Annotated in this window: 23 protein-coding genes, 2 tRNA genes and 1 pseudogene; 17 read left to right on the top strand and 9 right to left on the bottom strand. The window is 66.8% G+C overall.

Annotation, left to right across the window (positions count from 1 at the left end):
- Positions 1–131 precede the first annotated feature (131 nt).
- From G6N07_RS17295 to fic, 4 genes are all read left to right on the top strand, one after another.
- Positions 132–1,220: a helix-turn-helix domain-containing protein gene (locus G6N07_RS17295; protein ID WP_085192067.1), complete on the top strand. Its 1,089-nt coding sequence runs from the start codon at positions 132–134 to the stop codon at positions 1,218–1,220.
- Positions 1,217–1,774 (top strand): PIN domain-containing protein, encoded by a 558-nt coding sequence (locus tag G6N07_RS17290; RefSeq protein WP_085192068.1) that lies wholly within the window; start codon positions 1,217–1,219, stop codon positions 1,772–1,774. Before G6N07_RS17295 ends, G6N07_RS17290 begins: the two co-directional genes overlap by 4 nt.
- A gap of 84 nt (positions 1,775–1,858) precedes the next feature.
- Entirely contained in the window at positions 1,859–2,182 is a 324-nt protein-coding gene (locus G6N07_RS17285; protein WP_085192069.1) for a type II toxin-antitoxin system RelB family anti-toxin, read from the top strand.
- Positions 2,183–2,208: 26 nt separating this feature from the next.
- Complete coding sequence (gene fic / locus G6N07_RS17280; protein ID WP_085192070.1) at positions 2,209–2,760, top strand: protein adenylyltransferase Fic; 552 nt, start codon at positions 2,209–2,211, stop codon at positions 2,758–2,760.
- Between the two features lie 9 nt (positions 2,761–2,769).
- On the opposite strand, the gene G6N07_RS17275 is transcribed toward fic, so the two are convergent.
- The 5 genes from G6N07_RS17275 to G6N07_RS17255 all read right to left on the bottom strand — a co-directional run bounded on the left by G6N07_RS17275 (position 2,770) and on the right by G6N07_RS17255 (position 5,671).
- The gene (locus G6N07_RS17275) at positions 2,770–2,994 is read right to left on the bottom strand and encodes a hypothetical protein (protein ID WP_085192071.1); all 225 of its coding nucleotides are present in this window, start codon (positions 2,992–2,994) and stop codon (positions 2,770–2,772) included.
- Positions 2,995–3,179: 185 nt separating this feature from the next.
- On the bottom strand, positions 3,180–3,737 hold the full coding sequence (locus tag G6N07_RS17270) for a hypothetical protein (RefSeq protein ID WP_085192072.1): 558 nt from the start codon (positions 3,735–3,737) through the stop codon (positions 3,180–3,182).
- A 16-nt stretch (positions 3,738–3,753) separates the two neighbouring features.
- Complete coding sequence (locus G6N07_RS17265) at positions 3,754–4,449, bottom strand: hypothetical protein (protein WP_085192073.1); 696 nt, start codon at positions 4,447–4,449, stop codon at positions 3,754–3,756.
- Positions 4,416–5,471, bottom strand: coding sequence for a hypothetical protein (locus G6N07_RS19850; protein WP_179960001.1), 1,056 nt, complete (start codon positions 5,469–5,471; stop codon positions 4,416–4,418). Before G6N07_RS19850 ends, G6N07_RS17265 begins: the two co-directional genes overlap by 34 nt.
- A complete protein-coding gene (locus G6N07_RS17255) occupies positions 5,468–5,671 on the bottom strand; it encodes a hypothetical protein (protein ID WP_163784241.1) in 204 nt (67 codons plus the stop codon). Before G6N07_RS17255 ends, G6N07_RS19850 begins: the two co-directional genes overlap by 4 nt.
- A gap of 498 nt (positions 5,672–6,169) precedes the next feature.
- On the opposite strand from G6N07_RS17255, the gene G6N07_RS17250 reads away from it, so the two are divergent.
- The 10 genes and pseudogenes from G6N07_RS17250 (at position 6,170) to G6N07_RS17215 (ending at position 9,961) form a co-directional block, all read left to right on the top strand.
- On the top strand, positions 6,170–6,502 hold the full coding sequence (locus G6N07_RS17250) for a hypothetical protein (protein ID WP_085192075.1): 333 nt from the start codon (positions 6,170–6,172) through the stop codon (positions 6,500–6,502).
- Entirely contained in the window at positions 6,499–6,846 is a 348-nt protein-coding gene (locus tag G6N07_RS17245; RefSeq protein WP_235849857.1) for a hypothetical protein, read from the top strand. Before G6N07_RS17250 ends, G6N07_RS17245 begins: the two co-directional genes overlap by 4 nt.
- Positions 6,839–7,159, top strand: coding sequence for a hypothetical protein (locus tag G6N07_RS17240; RefSeq protein ID WP_085192076.1), 321 nt, complete (start codon positions 6,839–6,841; stop codon positions 7,157–7,159). The genes G6N07_RS17245 and G6N07_RS17240 overlap by 8 nt, the downstream gene beginning before the upstream one ends.
- Positions 7,156–7,587: a hypothetical protein gene (locus G6N07_RS17235; RefSeq protein WP_085192077.1), complete on the top strand. Its 432-nt coding sequence runs from the start codon at positions 7,156–7,158 to the stop codon at positions 7,585–7,587. Before G6N07_RS17240 ends, G6N07_RS17235 begins: the two co-directional genes overlap by 4 nt.
- A complete protein-coding gene (locus tag G6N07_RS20570; RefSeq protein ID WP_235849859.1) occupies positions 7,584–8,009 on the top strand; it encodes a hypothetical protein in 426 nt (141 codons plus the stop codon). The genes G6N07_RS17235 and G6N07_RS20570 overlap by 4 nt, the downstream gene beginning before the upstream one ends.
- A gap of 300 nt (positions 8,010–8,309) precedes the next feature.
- A pseudogene (locus G6N07_RS20565) lies at positions 8,310–8,570 on the top strand (AAA family ATPase); the annotation flags it as partial.
- 92 nt (positions 8,571–8,662) lie between these two features.
- A complete protein-coding gene (locus tag G6N07_RS20560; RefSeq protein WP_235849863.1) occupies positions 8,663–8,923 on the top strand; it encodes a hypothetical protein in 261 nt (86 codons plus the stop codon).
- A gap of 113 nt (positions 8,924–9,036) precedes the next feature.
- Positions 9,037–9,243, top strand: coding sequence for a type 1 glutamine amidotransferase family protein (locus G6N07_RS17225; RefSeq protein ID WP_085192078.1), 207 nt, complete (start codon positions 9,037–9,039; stop codon positions 9,241–9,243).
- Positions 9,244–9,297: 54 nt separating this feature from the next.
- Positions 9,298–9,561, top strand: a complete 264-nt coding sequence (locus G6N07_RS17220; RefSeq protein WP_085192079.1) for a hypothetical protein — start codon at positions 9,298–9,300, stop codon at positions 9,559–9,561.
- A gap of 31 nt (positions 9,562–9,592) precedes the next feature.
- Complete coding sequence (locus G6N07_RS17215; RefSeq protein ID WP_133055559.1) at positions 9,593–9,961, top strand: hypothetical protein; 369 nt, start codon at positions 9,593–9,595, stop codon at positions 9,959–9,961.
- On the opposite strand, the gene G6N07_RS17210 is transcribed toward G6N07_RS17215, so the two are convergent.
- The 3 genes from G6N07_RS17210 to G6N07_RS17200 all read right to left on the bottom strand — a co-directional run bounded on the left by G6N07_RS17210 (position 9,962) and on the right by G6N07_RS17200 (position 11,618).
- Complete coding sequence (locus G6N07_RS17210) at positions 9,962–10,153, bottom strand: helix-turn-helix domain-containing protein (RefSeq protein WP_085192081.1); 192 nt, start codon at positions 10,151–10,153, stop codon at positions 9,962–9,964. It abuts the gene before it with no gap.
- Between the two features lie 321 nt (positions 10,154–10,474).
- Entirely contained in the window at positions 10,475–11,290 is an 816-nt protein-coding gene (locus tag G6N07_RS17205; protein WP_085192082.1) for a crotonase/enoyl-CoA hydratase family protein, read from the bottom strand.
- Between the two features lie 10 nt (positions 11,291–11,300).
- The gene (locus tag G6N07_RS17200) at positions 11,301–11,618 is read right to left on the bottom strand and encodes a hypothetical protein (RefSeq protein ID WP_235849860.1); all 318 of its coding nucleotides are present in this window, start codon (positions 11,616–11,618) and stop codon (positions 11,301–11,303) included.
- A 40-nt stretch (positions 11,619–11,658) separates the two neighbouring features.
- On the opposite strand from G6N07_RS17200, the gene G6N07_RS17195 reads away from it, so the two are divergent.
- Complete coding sequence (locus G6N07_RS17195; protein WP_085192084.1) at positions 11,659–12,282, top strand: TIGR03086 family metal-binding protein; 624 nt, start codon at positions 11,659–11,661, stop codon at positions 12,280–12,282.
- Between the two features lie 25 nt (positions 12,283–12,307).
- On the opposite strand, the gene hisC is transcribed toward G6N07_RS17195, so the two are convergent.
- Positions 12,308–13,411 carry a histidinol-phosphate transaminase gene (hisC, locus tag G6N07_RS17190; RefSeq protein WP_085192085.1) on the bottom strand — a complete coding sequence of 368 codons (1,104 nt, stop codon included), beginning with the start codon at positions 13,409–13,411 and terminating at the stop codon, positions 12,308–12,310.
- 82 nt (positions 13,412–13,493) lie between these two features.
- Between hisC and G6N07_RS17185 the strand changes: the two genes are divergently transcribed.
- A tRNA-Ser gene (locus G6N07_RS17185) sits at positions 13,494–13,582 on the top strand.
- 40 nt (positions 13,583–13,622) lie between these two features.
- A tRNA-Arg gene (locus tag G6N07_RS17180) sits at positions 13,623–13,695 on the top strand.
- Positions 13,696–13,920: the final 225 nt, after the last annotated feature.

The raw sequence follows: 13,920 nt of genomic DNA, 5'->3' as shown, positions 1-13,920 counted from the left end.
TGGGACGGCGACGTTTCCGCAGGTGGGAAGTATGTCACGTCCTCCACGACGGCGCGAAACGAACCTCGTGGGAGATCTCGCTTTGACCAGCGCGGTTACACCGCGCCGCAAAATGTGTGAAAATCGCGCATATGGATGGGGAGACGCTGGGCGCGCGGATCGTTGAGGCACGCAAGGCTGCCGATCTGACCCAGGAGCACCTCGCCGCCGCCATCGGGGTCGATCGCACCGCTTTCCCGCTGATCGAGAAGGGCAAACGTAAGGTTTCGGCCCTTGAACTGGTGAAACTCGCAGCTGCGCTCGACACCCCACTTGCATGGTTCGTGCGCGATCCACTGCCGATGGTGGTGAGCCGCCGAGCCGAGGCAGGGCCGAGCCACGAGGTCACTGCCCGGCTTGACCGGGAGCTGGAGCTGTTCGCCGGCGACCTCGCCTGGTTGCGGCAGTTCGAGGTGATCGGTTCCCATTCCGATCGGCCTATCTGGCCAACACCGCATTCGGTGGAGTCAGCCGAGACGGTGGCGCGCCAGGTGCGCGAACACCTCGATCTGGGCGCTGAGCCGCTCAACGATGTCGCGGCCATCGCCGAACGGTTCGGCCTGTACTCCTGTTCGCTGGCGTTCGGCGACCGGGGAGCCGACGGTGCGCTCGTCGAGGTCGGCGATGGTATTGCCGCGGCGGTGATCGACGGTGACGCTCGGGTGGGCCGCCGGCGCATGTCAATGGCACATGAGTTGGGTCATTGGTTGTTCGGCGACGCTTATGACTCCAACACCGCTCCCGACACCGAGCAGATGATCACCTCATTCGCGGCGTTCTTCCTGGCGCCCCGCTCGGGTGTGACGGCGCTGTGGAATCAGCACAGAACCCAGATGTTGCGCGAAACTGCGATCCGCGTGGCTGGCACCTACCGGATGTCGTGGTCGGCAGCGGTGCTGCATCTGCACAGACTCCAGCTCATCACCGATGAACAGAAGCGCGGCCTAGAACCATATCGGCCGACAATCGGAGAGTTCGCCAAGCTGGCGATCACTCTGGACACCGATGAGCTGAAGCCTCCCTCTGTGTCTCCGGCACTGGCGGCGGCGATCCTGGCCGCCTATACCGATCTCAGGCTGACCGCGCCGCGCGCGGTGGAGCTGCTGCGCGGCCAGCTGCAGGAGACAGATCTGCCGCCGCGGCGTGCGGAAACCGCCGCCGACTACGCGCGCATGGGGTGAGCGCGACGCCTGCCCGCTGGGTGATGGATACGTCCACGTTCACCCACTTCTGTCGCGCCGGCCATCTGGACATCCTGCGCCGGCTCGCCCCGCAGGGACTGATCCTGATTCCCGACACCGTGATGTCTGAGGTGGAAGCCGGCCGCGACCTGGGCTACGACATCCCGGCGATCAGCGACCTCGACTGGGTGGAGATCGGCGTGTTGACTTCCGAGGAGGAAATCGACCAGCTGCTCATCAAGGCGGATCTACCCGCACACAAAGATGATGCGCCGACCAAGAACCTCGGCGAGTGCGCGGTGCTGGCTTGCGCTGTTCATCGGCAGATGGTCGCAGTGATCGATGATGGTGACGCGAGTGCCGTAGCGCGCTTCCGCGGTGTCCGGTACGTCAACTCGATGTGGATCATCGCCGAGGCCCGCAAGCGCCTCGGCGACGTCGACTCCGAGACCGCCGAGCAGATCTACACCGACCTGCTGGCCACGGAGATGCGGCTGCCTCGGGTCGAGAGCTTCATCGGGTGGGCCTACCGGATGGGTCTGCTGCCGGAGTAGGTGACGGTGCGGGCGGGTCACCCGTGCCGGATCAGCGCCGGTTAGATCGGATCGACGACCCTGATTCAGGAGGGGGTGGTTCAAATGACGCCGCAGCTGGGCGCCGCGATCGAGAGTGCCCGCGAAGCTGCGCAGCTGTCCCAGCGGGCGCTGGCGGATCGCGCGGACATCTCCCAGCCCACGCTCAACCGCATCCTGTCGGGCAAGCGCCCGGCGAAGATGACCGAGATCATCCGGATCGCCGCGGCTCTCGGGTGCACCGTGGCGCAGCTGACGGGACCGGCCGTCTCCGAGGGGGTGTTGTGCGACAGCAGCAGCCCGGATATGGACACGATGCGCCAACAGCTGCTGCACTTCATCGAGCTGGACGCCTACCTCGACAGCCAGGCGATTCCCGCGCCTCGGTGATGCCGGCCGCACATAGAGTCCGGTAAATGCGCGACATCGACGATGCCAGCAAGCGCCGTGCGCTGGCACTGTTCGGAACCGCCGAGCTGGCGGCATTCGAAGTGGGAACCATCCGCGGGCTACAGCAGATTCACGGATACCTGTTTTCCGGGCTCTACGACTTCGCAGGCCAGATCCGATCACGCGACATCAGCAAGGGCGGGTTTCGATTCGCCAGCGCCATCTATCTGCATGAAGCGTTGGGCCAGATCGAGAAGATGCCTGAGTCAACGTTCGAAGAGATCATCGAGAAGTACGCCGAGATGAACGTCGCGCATCCGTTCACCGACGGCAACGGGCGCAGCACACGGATCTGGCTCGATCTGATCCTCAAGAGAAGCCTGGGCAAGTGCGTCGAGTGGGCCGAAGTCGACAAGCACGACTACCTGGAGGCGATGAAGCGCAGCCACGTGAAGACCACCGAGCTGCGCGAACTGCTTCGAGGCGCCCTCACCGACAGGGTCGACGACCGCGACGTCTACGTGAAGGGCGTCGAGCAGTCGTACTACTACGAGGAGCCCGACAACTACAAGGGCTGAAGGCGCTCATCAGCGTCGGCCGGCCCGTTCGGCGAAATCGTCCAGGGCGTCGAGGACTTCGGGTGCGCGCCATGCGCGGTTGCGTGCCCGGTCGGTGAATTCGACGACGATCCCGGCCTCGGCGAGGGGGCCGATGTAGCGGCGTGGATGGTCGGTGGAGATGCCCAGCTCGTCGCGCAGGAGCACACCGTTGATGACCGGGCGGCGAGTCAGCAGGTCGGCGACCTTCCACACCGCCGAGTCTGACCGTGCGGTGATCCGTTCGTTCCAACTTGCCCGGATCTCGCGCAGCTCGGTGATGAGCAGCCGGCCGTTGACGACGGCTCGCTCGCTCGCGTCGGCGAACCGCTCGACGATCGGGGCGATCGTTTCGAACTGGTGGGAGGTATGTCATTTCCCGAACCGGGTTGTGGGAATTTTCATGTCCACATCAGTGAGGCGGATAGAAACAGGCCCCATCCAAACCCGGCCCCATACCGCCTCCCCTGCCATTCGAACTCATGTAGCTCCTGCGCGGGCATATACTCGGCGAACAGGGCTGCCGTGGAAGTGATCTGGGTCGGACCAAAGCATTGGGCAAAGTCAGCGGTATCCATGCTCCACGGAGGCTGGGCGGTGGGGGCTGCGGCGCAGCACCGCTCACCTCGCGCGCGCCGGTAACCCGCCGCTTGAATAGACCCACCACGGCCGGCGTTCGCGGTGAAATCAAAATCCGGCCAAAGGATGCCCTTGAATGACAGCGCACCCACATTGCGGGCTTCCGCACCGACTAGAGCCCGCAGGTTCGCAAACTGAGTGGTCTCGTCACGCAATGCGTCGGCTACACGTTGGTGGATTCGTTCAGCATCACCGAGCGACAGGCCGTGCTCGGACAGCTTGGCCTCGCGTTCGGCATCCTGATTTATCATGCCGTACTTCATGGTCACCAACAGGTACACCTCGAAGTCGAGAACGTGCGCAGAGGCGGCGGTGTGCATACAGCTGACTCCTCCATCATCCCAAATACGGTAGAAACTGGCTCAAGTCACCCCGAAACACCGTAACCGTCCCATCGGGGGACACCCGCATCGCGATGTCTTGCATGAGGCGCGCCGGTAAGACCATTTTCACTCCATCAGGGAGCGTGGCGATCCCCGCTGTTTCGCCAAAAGCTCTTCTAGAAGCCAGGTCCGTGACCTGCGCAGCGTCAAGTTGGCTCAGGTTCAGTGCCGTGATCCGATCGGCCAAGGTCTGGGTTTGGGAGGCGCCTCCGGGTGGCATCGCCGCCACTTCGTCGCCGATCTGGGCGGCGACCAAATCTGGCGTGTAGTTTTCGGCGGGTATGTCGGGTAGCGCGAGGGGGTGACCGACGGTCGGAGCTGAGGTGTGTGGCGTGCGCGCGGTGTCGATCACCTCGTGCGGGATACCGGGCCTGGCGAGATCATCGAGTGCGCCGCGGGCCAGCGCAGCCTCGCCTCCGAACGGGAGCGCGGCCGCCGCAGCGGCGGCATCGAAGGTCTTGCCGCCGAGCCAATACTCAGGGTTCGCGCGGGCGGCCTCGGCGTCGTCGATCACGATCCTCGCGGCGGTGCCGTAAGGATCCTTTGCGGCTTCGAACAGATCTGTGCCGAGGTCTTTCCAGGCGTCTCTGAAGCTCTCTACGCCCTGCTGACCTGTCAGGGATGGACGGCGTCTTCCATGCTGCGCCATGCGTCGCCGAATCCTTCGCCGAATCCGGGTTTGGGCAGCGGCGCGTCCGGCGACAGGGTGGAGGGGAGCAGCGGCTTCTGCGCGGCGGCGACGATGTCATCGAGGCGCTGCTCGATTTGGTCGGCCGGGACGCCGTCCTGCTGCATGAGCTTGCGTGCCAGGTCCTTGAATTTTTCGACCTTGACGGGATCGAGGCGTGGCGCCGAGGCTGCGGGAGCGGGCTGCCCGGCGACCTCGTCGAGGGCGTCGTCGAGAGTCGCGGGCTGTTGTGGGTCGGTCGTCTTGCCCGGCACCAGCATCTCAACCAACGGGGAAGGCGCCGCTTCGCCGGCGCCCGCGGCCGTGTCACCAGCATCGTTAGGCGCCTCGTCGCCGGACGCTCCCGGCGGGCGCAGCAAGTCCTGCCAGGTCTTTGGCCGCTGGCCGGAGTCCGCATCGGTCTTGTGATCGACGAGCTGGATCGACTCGTCTCGGCTTTCCCCTTCGAACCGGATGCCGTCCAACTCGGCAGCCGTGGCCTGCAGCTGCTGGCCGACAAGGGCATCGGTGGCGACGAGTTGTTCAGCGCGCCAGCGGATGTACTCGGCGTGCTCAGCGGCGGCGGTCGCTCGGGCGGCGGCGGTCGCGAGATCGAACTCGCGGGTGTCGGTGACCGAGAGGTCTTCGCCGACCCGGAAGTCGTCGGCCTCGGCCTCAGCGATGGCGTCGAGCACCACGCGGCGGGCTCCGGCGATGTCCTCGCTACCGCGCGCGGCGGCGGCGGCGGCCCGTTGCACATCACCTTGGAGACGCGCCACGCCCAGGTCGGCGGTCACCCGGTTCAGTGCGGCGTCTTTCGCGTCGCCCTCCCACTCGGTGCCACCGGGTGTGGCGATGTTCTGGCGATGCTGCTCGAACGCAGCCTCCGAAGCTTCAGCGGCCCCGCGCCAGCGCAGTGTGGCGTCATCGAGGGCGGTGGTGTCCCAGCTCTGTATCTCTGAGCGGGTCGGTCCGGCCGACGGCGTAGCGGCAGCTGGGCTCACACGGTGGCCGAGATGTCGGCGGCGTTGCTCCTGTCGGTGTCGTCGTAGCCGGCGCTCGCAGCCGACAGGTCACCGGCCTGTCCGGCGATCCGGCCAGCCTGCCGGACACGCAGCGCCGCGGAGGCCGCATCGACCGCGGCGATGCCGGCATCGCTCGGCCGTTCCCGTCGGTCCGCTGACTGATTCGCTGGTGAGTACAACGCCGGCGGTACTAGCACTGGCCGCCGCAGCGGCACGCAGACCGGTGGTGTCGACATTCAGGTCTTTGGCCATCACACCCCCAACGCGCAGAACCCCGAGTCCTTGGCACGTTACCGCACCGTGGAGGGGGTCTGCCACAGCAAATGCAAGCCTTCGAACAGCGCCGGTTGCGGAAAAGGGTCTCAGGCGTGACCCTTTCCTGCCTGGGCGAGGTGACTGCCCGCGATGCCGGCCCTTTCCGCCGGATCGTCGCTGCAGTCGATGCCCGCGGCGCAGCTGAGGCCGAACTGGCAGAGGCGGTGCGCGAGGCGCGACTGGCTCATCGTCGCGGCCGCATTGGGGACCACCCGCGATGCTGCGCAGGAGCGGTCTGCGCAGCCGACAGACCGGAAAGATCAGCCGGCCTGTCTCCAAAACAGAGACAAATCCATTGCCGCGCAGTTGGTTTCACACTGAGGCCGCTGGATTTCTGTCACGTCCTGCTGCACACTGGCCCGGTGCGATGGGACCCCGGGACGCTGACGCTGGAGCTGACGGAGCGGAACGTCTGTGCTCTCATCGACAAACTCGACGACCCGCTATCGAAGCGCACGATCACCAGCCCCTGCCGCCGGATCGCCGTCACCGCCGTTGAGTCTGCCGGCGCCGCTGAGGCTGCCACAGCGCCCGGCACGTTGCCGCTGACCCGCAGCCAGTTGGAGACCCTGGCGACGGTCGGGGCTGAGGTGCGGGTGGCCGGCGTCAGGGTCGTCTCGCTGCCCGACGCTGAGCACTACACGGACAGGCCGGCGGGAGAGATCTATATGCCGACCAGCGGGGAGTACCGGTGACGGCACCCCGACTGTCGTACGGCGAGTACCCGCCACCGCTGACGGCCGCCGAGCTGATCCGGCGCTTGGCTGCACTCCCGCCGGATACCCCGGTGCTGGTCGACGGACCGGCAGCGGCGTTCAGTCCGATCGCGGCGACTCAACTGGTTGAGGTCCAGGAACTCGACCGTGTGCCGGTGCCGGAACTCGGACGATTCGACGCCACCGCTGAAGCTGCACGCAACGTCGCAGATCCGCCGGGAGCGGTTGCCGCACAGCCCATCGGCTCACCGCGAATGGCACTGGTTCTGCGGCGCGAACAGCAGGTCGACGATGAGGACGAAGACGCGGAGAGCGATGACTGACGACGCTCCACCGCCGCCGCCGCCGCCGCGGCCGGGCTGGGCGGAACTCTACGCGCGGCTGGTGGCTGACCTACGGGGAATCGATCGTGGGGTCGTCATCACAGCGGCGCGCGTGCACGGTGAAGGTGAGTTGCAGGTGAAGGTCGCGCCGTCGCAGCCGCAGCTGCAGACACCGCTGCTGGTGCGGATCGCCCACGCCGCGGACGAGGCTGCCCAGACGTGCGAGCTGTGCGGCGCACCGGGTGAGTATCGCCCGATCCAGCCGGCGGGCCGGATCCGCTGTGATGAACACGCAGAGGAGGAGACGCCGTGACCGAAATCGACGGCGGCGTTCCAGAGGATGCCGGCGAGCACGCCGACGCGCTGCGCCGGATCCTGGCTCGGATCCCGCCGCGGTGGGGCCGCCGGATCGACGTCGGGGCCGGCTGGTACCCGCTGATCATCGAGCTGGACGCGGCGCTGGCCGAGATTGATCCGGCCTATGTGTTGTGCCAGGTCAAGGAAAAGGTCGGCGGTCTCCGGTACTACACGCAGGAAACTGACGACCTCACCGTCGAGGGGCGCGACCGCTGCGCCGTCCTGATCGAGGAGGCCGAGAAGCGCAGCGGCGCCACCTGCGAGATGTGTGGCCAGCCGGGATCGCTGCATACCAACGGTCGCCGCTGGTACCGAACCCTGTGTGCCGGGCACGCCGACGAGAAGGGATATTCGAAAGTGTCGCCCGTGGAGCGTGACTCGTGACGGAGCGCCGACCCATCACCGACCTCGCGGCCCATCTGGGCGCGCTGCCGGCCTCCGAGCGGAGTGCGCTTCGAGCCGCGGGAGAGCTGCTGGTTGGGGTGACCGAACGGCCTGACGATGGAGCCGAGGACGCGTCGAGGTTCACGGCACGATGCCTCGGTGTGCCGCATATGGGTATGACGGTGACGGAGGAAGAGATGCTGTCGCCGGTCACGTCTCTGACGACAGCGCTTGCGCTGGCCGACCTAATCGCTGACCACGCTGAGGCGGTCGAGATCGGGCCTGGCATTTACTCCGACCCTCCAGCCTGGACACAGACACAGGTCGGGGACACCCATTTTCATCATCCGGCGGTGCTCCGCGCCGCATTCCCCGCTGGCACCCTGGTCGACACCGCAGCGGTGGTGGATTCGGGTGCGTGAGGCGCACGTCCATCCTCCACAGCTGACCGTTTTCGCGCCCAGGGAACACCGGGCGGATGCCCGCTCAGCCCTGGATCGACTCCTGGCGCGCGCAAGAGAGCTGAACCCGTATCGAGGTCACTCGCTCCGCGCCACCTATGACCGCAATCTGGTGCTCACAGTGATCGACCTGCCCAGGAACCTGACTCGCCACACCGTTGTCGTCAGCGAAGAGGTCTGGCGCGAAATCGAACTCGGCCTCGTAGCGGTGCGTGATCGTACGAGCTGCTCAACGCCCACGGCCTCGGTAGCCGCCGAGGGGTGCTACTGGTCGGCCCGCCAGGCACTGGCAAGTCCGCTGTCTCGGCGGTCATTGCCGCGGAGGTGGTCGGTGCGTTCACCGTCATCTATGTCGAGGCGCGCGCGGGTGAGCATCTCCTGACGGCGGTGGTGGAGGAGGCGCAGCGTCTCGGCGGGCCGGTGCTTCTGGTGCTGGAGGATGTGGATCTGTGGGTGCGGGACCGGGCACGCCACGACGGTGGTGGACTCTCAGAGTTGTTGCAGGCAATGGATATTCAACCGGACGCCCGTATCCTGACCCTGGCCTCAACCAACGATGCTGGGACACTCGACCGGGCCGCATCCGCACTGGTCGCTTCGATTCGATCGTCGAGGTGGGCTACCCCGATCGGGGCGCAGCTGCACGGATCCTCGACACTCTCGTGGCAGGTATCTCCGGCGCGGACGGGATCGATTCGGCCGTCGTGGCCGCCGCGCTGCCGGAGCGGACCAGCGGCAGTGATCTGCGCGAGATCGTCCGGAGGGCCGTCCTGGCCGCTGCGGATGGTGCACCGTTGAGCACCGATGCGCTGCTGGCGGAGGTTGGATCGGGACGGTACCGGGCCGAACTCGGCGGCAACGGTGCGTACCTGTAGATGGTGTCGGACCCGCCCGGGACACTGGGGGAGTGACGCCCAGACCTTCATTCCTCACCGCTGGCGGGCTTCGCGCGGTCCTAGCGACTATCCCAGGAGAGGCGCCCATCCTGGTGCCTGACGCTGACGGCGGCCTGGCGCCAGTCCTCCAGGCAGCTCTGGAAGAGGTCGAGGTGCTGGACACGTACGCGACAGACCCGGTTGCCGCTGAGCGCCGAGCTGCGCTGACCGCGGATCATCCCGAGCTGGCGGCCGACGTGCGACCGCCGCTGACGCTGTTCGGCGGGCCGGTCGAGGCACTGGTGCTGCGGACGAGGTGACATGGTCCGCAATGGCTATTGCGAAAAAGGCGCAACGGCTATAGCGTTGCCGTCGTGACGACACTGCGTACCGCCACCGAGCTGCCACTCCACCGCTACCCGAGTCCGATCGGCACCGTCCAGCGCCACTACCAGCTAGTACCGAGCATGCGGGGGGCGGCGCAGGGTGTCGTCGCCGTGCCAGCTGAGGCTGACACGTTCCTGTTCCCTGCCGACCCTGACGGCGAGATCGCCGATTTCGAGGCGCTGGCCAAGGTACCCGGTGTGATCGACCCGGACGCCGCCCTGTCGGAGCTGGGCTACCGCGTCGCGCACTGATCTCACCGCGCTCGGCGGGTACGGTCGCCTGGTGCGGGTCAGGGTGGAGGTGGAACCTCGCGGGCGGGGCTGGGCGCTGACGGCCCCGGACGCCACCGCAACCGTGGTGAGGACGTACGCGGAAGTGCGGCCGGCAGCTGTGCAGCTAGCCGCCGCTGCCGCCGACATCGCCCCCAGCGCGGTGGACCTGGACCTGACCGTCACGGCCTCCGAGCTGGACGTGCTGGCAGCCGTCGACCGGCTCACCGCTGAGCGCGCTGCGGCTGAGGATGCCGTCGAGCGCGCCGGTCGGACCGCCCGTGAGATCGCCCGACGGCTGCGCGACGCCGGCGTCAGCACCACCGAGATCGCCGCGGTGATGGGCCTCTCGCGGCAGCGGGTGTCGGCGCTCCTGCGGTAGTTACGCGGCACGGTGCGCCGCGATGACGCGAGAGATCTCCTGGCGTTCGATCAACGTGCGTCGACCGAACTTGACCGTCACGAGCTCGCCGCGACGCATCATCCCGTAGAGCGTCGCCTCGCTGACACGCAGCGCCTCAGCTGCCTCGCGAATGGTCAGCAGCTGGGGCTGCTGTTCCGGTGTTTCACTCATGGGCGCAGAATGCACCAGTTCCGAGACATCACCACTACGGGGCGCGAGCTCTGTGCATCGGCGTGTCGTTCCTGCTACCACGGTGTAGTCCGGTGGAGCAGAGGAGGCCGCGGCTGGTGCCCGTTGTCGGGCGAAACTTGCCACACACTTGCCACATCAGCGACCAGCAGCGGTGTCCGCGTGATGTTCGTTGGTAGAGCTCAGTGAAGTAGCGGAGAGTCCGCTACAGTCTCATACTGCCTGTTCGCGCTGCCTTGAAAGCGAGAGACGGCTAACACCGTCCGGGGGTTCAAATCCCTCCGCCACCGCTCTTGCAGAGATTTACTCGCCGGCGAAGTTCGGCGGCCGCTTCTCGAACATCGCGGTCACCGCCTCACCGAGATCCTTCGACGGCAGGAACGCCGAGTTCCACGCCGCGACGTAGCGCAGACTCTCCGAGACCCGGGCGACGCGTTGCTGGTCGAGGACGTCCTTGATGCCGTGCACGGTCAGTGGCGGGTTCGCGGCGATCTGCTCCGCGGTGGCGTGCGCGGCCACCAGCGACGCCTCCGGATCCTCGTGCACCTCGTTGACCAAACCGATCTTCTCGGCGCGCGCGGCGTCGACGTCCTTACCAGTCAGCGCGAGTTCGCGAAGGTGGCCGTCGGTCAGGATCAGCGGCAGTCGCGCCAGCGAGCCCACGTCGGCGACGATCGCCAGCTTCACCTCGCGCACCGAGAACTTGGCGTCGGCGCTCGCGTACCGAATGTCCACCGCGCTGATCAGGTCGACGCCGCCGCCGATGCACCAGCCGTGCACCGACGCGATCGTCGGGGTGCGGCAGTCGGCCACAGCGCTGATCGCGCCCTGCATCTTCTGCAGCCGCTTGTGGAAGTCGGAGCGGGATTTGGCGCCGGCATCCAGCCCGGGCAGTTCGGCGCCCATGGCGGCGAGGTCGAGGCCGTAGCTGAAGTTGCGGCCCGAGCCGGTGAGCACGATCGCGCGCACATCGGGGTCCGCGTCCAGCGAGGTGAACACCTTTGGAAGCTCGGCCCAGAACGCCGGACCCATCGCGTTGCCCTTACCGGGACCGATCAACGTCACCTGCGCCACGTGGCCGTCGACGGCTACGGTCATCGACTCCCATGTATGGCCCATGGTGCTGAGGTTAGCGCCCGATGAGGATGTCGCTCAGCTTGGCCGAGGGCAGCACTTCGCAGATCGCGTCGGCCAGAGTCTTGGCGACGGCGGTGCGCTGGCCGCTCAGCCGGTCACTGCCCTCGGCGACCAGTTCGCCGACGATCGCCAGCTGGGCGTCTTCGGTGAGCCCGCCGTACTCCTTGCAGGTGATCATCGTGGCGTCGGGGATCGGCGGACCGGGTTCGGTGGTCTGGGCGACGGTTCCGGTCACCGTCTGGGTGCAGCCGGCGAGCCACCCCGCGCACAGCAGCGCCGCAATGGTCAGAGTCCTCGCGTGCGTGCCCATCTGGGACACGATAGGTCACCGGCCACGTAACCTGAACGCCATGCGTAGTGACCTGCCGCAGGGCCCGGATTCACCGCCGACCGACGAACTGCGCAGTGCCGAGCTCAGTCTCGGTGTGCTGCATCAGGTCATCCGCCTCATCGCGACCGATGACCTCGGCAAGCAGACACCGTGCCGCGAGTTCGACGTGGCGGAGTTGACCGAGCACCTGGTGCGGTCGACCGCGGTGCTGGGTGGTGCGGCGGGTGCCGAGATGCCGGAGCGCGATCCGTCGGATTCGGTCGAACGTCAGGTAATCCTCGCCGCCCGGTCCGCGCTCGACGTGTGGCACCGTCGCGGTATCGACGGTGCGGTCGACGTCGGCGGCGTCACGATGCCGGCCACCGTCCTGGTGGGCGTCCTGTCGCTCGAATTTCTGGTGCACGCCTGGGATTACGCGACGGCGATCGGGCGCACCGTGCCGGCGCCCGATTCGTTGAGCGAGTACGTGTTCGGCATGACGGAGAAGTTACTCACGCCGCAGGGCCGGAAGCAGGCGGGTTTCGACGATCCGATCGAGGTGCCCGACGACGCCCCGCCGCTGCAGCGGCTGTTGGCGTTCACCGGCCGGCGCGCCGAGGTTAAGACCGGCTCAGGTAGAAGTGCAGGGAGGGCCGCCCCCTAACTGAAGTCGAGGGTGCCCTTCCCGTTCAAGATGTCCATGACGGCGTTGTCGTCGACCTTCTCGAGGTGGTCAATCCAATCCACTTGCAGGCGAAGTCCAAGAAGGCGTTGTTCTCATGCGGTGCTGCGACGGTTACGCGCACACCGTCTTCACCGTAGGGCCGCACCACGAGCCGGTTCTGCGCGGCCTTCTCGACGAAGTCAAGGGTGCGCTCGGCCAGTGGCAGCCACACGAAGTTCGCCTGTGACCGCGGCACGGCGAATCCGGCTTCGCGAAGGGTGCTCGTCACGCGTTCGCGTTCGGCGACGACCTCGTCGGTGCGGGCGAGCAGTTCGTCGGCGGCGTCGAGCGAGGCCACCGCGGCAGCCTGCGACACGTTGGTCGCCGAGAACGGCACGTAGACCTTGCCGAGCGCGGTGACGATGTCGGCGGCGGCGACGGCGTAGCCGACGCGAAGGCCGGCCAAGCCGTAGGCCTTCGAAAAGGTCCGCAACACCACGACGTTCGGATATGACCGGACCAGCCCGAAACTGTCGGGGAGCATGCCGTCGCGGATGTACTCGACGTAGGCCTCGTCCAGCACGATCATGACGTCCGGCGGGACGGCGTCGACGAACCGCTCCAGAGCCTCCGGCTCGACGACGGTGCTGGTCGGGTTGTTCGGATTGCAGACGAAGACCAGCCGGGTGCGGTCACTGATGGCGGCCAGCATCGCGTCGAGGTCGTGGGTGTGGGCGCGCAGCGGCACCTGTACCGGCGTCGCGCCGGCAGTGCGCACCTGCAGCGGGTAGATCTCGAAGCTGCGCCACGCGAAGACGACCTCGTCACCGACCGTCGAGGTGATTTGGATCAGCTGCTGGCACAGGCTGACCGAACCGCAGCTGACGGAGATCTGTTCGGGGGTGAACGATCCGCCGTCGAGGTGCTTGGCGAGGTGCTCACGCAGTTCCAGGTAGCCGTTGTCGGGATAGCGGTTGATCTGGTCGGTTGCCTTCTCGATCGCGGCCCGCACACTGGGCAGCGGGCCGTGCACCGTCTCGTTGCTGGCGATCTTGATGGCACCCGGAACCGTCTTACCCGGCGTGTATGCCGGGATGTCGGCCAACTCGGGGCGGAGGCGGACGGTCACCTGACCAGCATAGGGTGGTGGATCGACCGCTTTGCTTCCACGGGCGCCCGATGTGTAGGCTGTGCGACCGGCGGTAACGTCAGGAGGCGTGCCAGAGCGGCCGAATGGGACTCACTGCTAATGAGTTGTCCCCCTTACCGGGGACCGGAGGTTCAAATCCTCTCGCCTCCGCCGCGGCTGACTCGTCAGCCACGACACAACTGAAACTCAAGCGCCCGTAGCTCAACGGATAGAGCATCTGACTACGGATCAGAAGGTTAGGGGTTCGAATCCCTTCGGGCGCACACAGTCCTTATACCGGGTTTATACCGGGTCGGGCGGCGGCTCACCTTCTACGCGCCCGGTGGAGTGGCGGTGTGGGCGGCTCTTGGTGAGCGCCACAACGCGGGGCTCAGTTGGCAGCTTGGGACCCATGACCCGGCCCGCCGCTGTCCAATCTGTTGCCCTTCTAATGTAATATCGCCCCCACTTTTCCGGGGCCATGCCAGGTGGCCTCATCATGACCGATA

The organism is Mycolicibacterium doricum, from assembly GCF_010728155.1.
Taxonomy (GTDB): Bacteria; Actinomycetota; Actinomycetes; order Mycobacteriales; family Mycobacteriaceae; genus Mycobacterium; species Mycobacterium doricum.
This window is presented reverse-complemented; position numbering and strand designations above follow the sequence as displayed.

What these genes read in the sequence shown, in the direction of transcription:
- G6N07_RS17295 (WP_085192067.1), top strand. Translation starts at nt 132, where the DNA reads ATGGATGGGGAGACGCTGGGCGCGCGGATCGTTGAGGCACGCAAGGCT.
- G6N07_RS17210 (WP_085192081.1), bottom strand. Translation starts at nt 10,153, where the DNA reads ATGAGTGAAACACCGGAACAGCAGCCCCAGCTGCTGACCATTCGCGAG.
- G6N07_RS17200 (WP_235849860.1), bottom strand. Translation starts at nt 11,618, where the DNA reads ATGGGCACGCACGCGAGGACTCTGACCATTGCGGCGCTGCTGTGCGCG.
- G6N07_RS17265 (WP_085192073.1), bottom strand. Translation starts at nt 4,449, where the DNA reads ATGGCGCAGCATGGAAGACGCCGTCCATCCCTGACAGGTCAGCAGGGC.
- fic (WP_085192070.1), top strand. Translation starts at nt 2,209, where the DNA reads ATGCGCGACATCGACGATGCCAGCAAGCGCCGTGCGCTGGCACTGTTC.
- G6N07_RS17240 (WP_085192076.1), top strand. Translation starts at nt 6,839, where the DNA reads ATGACTGACGACGCTCCACCGCCGCCGCCGCCGCCGCGGCCGGGCTGG.
- G6N07_RS17270 (WP_085192072.1), bottom strand. Translation starts at nt 3,737, where the DNA reads ATGCACACCGCCGCCTCTGCGCACGTTCTCGACTTCGAGGTGTACCTG.
- G6N07_RS17195 (WP_085192084.1), top strand. Translation starts at nt 11,659, where the DNA reads ATGCGTAGTGACCTGCCGCAGGGCCCGGATTCACCGCCGACCGACGAA.
- G6N07_RS17285 (WP_085192069.1), top strand. Translation starts at nt 1,859, where the DNA reads ATGACGCCGCAGCTGGGCGCCGCGATCGAGAGTGCCCGCGAAGCTGCG.
- G6N07_RS17205 (WP_085192082.1), bottom strand. Translation starts at nt 11,290, where the DNA reads ATGGGCCATACATGGGAGTCGATGACCGTAGCCGTCGACGGCCACGTG.